Origin of the sequence: Archangium primigenium (assembly GCF_016904885.1) — a bacterium.
GTDB classification, from domain to species: domain Bacteria; phylum Myxococcota; class Myxococcia; order Myxococcales; family Myxococcaceae; genus Cystobacter; species Cystobacter primigenius.
This window is the reverse complement of sequence record NZ_JADWYI010000001.1, coordinates 6,313,050-6,314,220: the sequence shown is the minus strand read 5'-3', so window position 1 is coordinate 6,314,220 and position 1,171 is coordinate 6,313,050. Positions and strand designations below refer to the sequence as shown.

Below are 1,171 nucleotides of genomic sequence, written 5' to 3'. Positions count from 1 at the left end.
GGGGGCATTCAATGCGAAGGGGGGCCGGGGGGCGCCGCGCAGCGGGCGGGAGCCATCCCCGGAAGCGGGAAGTCGGAGGAAGGGGACGTCGGGCGCGCTCAGCGGACCTCGTGGAGACGAGCGCGCGGCGGATTCCAGGCGCGCAGCCAGCTACGCGTGACGGGATAGTGGCCGAGGAAATAGCCGTCGCAGTGATGGCCGGCGCGGTACTCCGGCACGTGCCACATCAGCTGGTGGGTGGCGTGCAGGTTGGGCATGGGCACGCGCGGCGCCAGGTGATGGGTGAGGTGGTAGTTGTCCCCGAAGGGGTGCAGCAGCAGGCCCAGGGCGTTGCGCGGCGCGTTGCGCGTGTACGAGAGCACCGTGCCCACCTCGAGGCCGGAGTGGTCCGCCAGCTCGGTGAACACCTTGAGCGCGTGGTAGGTGGTGGCCCGCGCCAGCAGCCACAGGCCGGCGAAGCGCAGCGCGGCGCCCGGCCCCGCCACCCCCGCGAGTACGCCCAACACCCCCGCCCACCACAGCAGGACGCGGCCCCGGCCGCGCCAGCCGAGCGCGGGCAGCTCGCCCAGGCAGTGGCTCTTCCACAAGCGGGCGGAACCCAGGGCGCGCAGGTACACCCGCGCGGCCGAGGGGCCCGTCTCGCCGTCCCCGGGCCGCACGGGCAGGGACAGGTGATCCGGATCCTCCTCGGGCGTGTGCAGGCGGGCGTGGTGGCGCAGGTGCAGCGCGCGGTAGCGCTGGAAGTCCTCGAACATCGGCGCGGCGAGCAGCACCTGGAACAGCGTCTCACCTCCGCGCAGGATGTTGCCGTGCGCGGCATCGTGCAGGCTGTTGTTGAGCAGCCGCTGCGCGGACGCCGTCAGCAGGAGCGCCACCGGCAGCAGCGCCAGGCCCGCGCCCTCCACCAGTCCCCAGGACAGGCCCAGCCCAAGCCACGCCGTGGCGATGTACGCGAGCGAGATCACCGGTCGGGGCCGCTGCAACTCGAGCAGGCGCGCGCTCCACTCCGGCCGGCTTTGCAGGACGCGGCGCAGGGCGTGGATCTCGTCCTGCACCGGCGAGCGTCGCTCCCGGACGGGCGCCTCGGATGGAGCACGGCCCTCCTCCTGTACGGGAAATTCCTCGGGGGCGCGGGCGGGAGACAGGGACATGAAGGGGGCTCGGGCGCGGG

The 1,171-nt window shown here is 73.7% G+C and carries 1 protein-coding gene; it reads right to left on the bottom strand.

Annotation, left to right across the window (positions count from 1 at the left end; translation table 11 throughout):
- Window positions 1–98: 98 nt before the first annotated feature.
- On the bottom strand, window positions 99–1,151 hold the full coding sequence (locus I3V78_RS25780; protein WP_204491091.1) for a fatty acid desaturase family protein: 1,053 nt from the start codon (window positions 1,149–1,151) through the stop codon (window positions 99–101).
- Window positions 1,152–1,171: the final 20 nt, after the last annotated feature.

Bases quoted from the DNA above. Each gene is read 5' to 3' on its own strand.
- I3V78_RS25780 (WP_204491091.1), bottom strand. From the start codon at position 1,151: ATGTCCCTGTCTCCCGCCCGCGCCCCCGAGGAATTTCCCGTACAGGAG.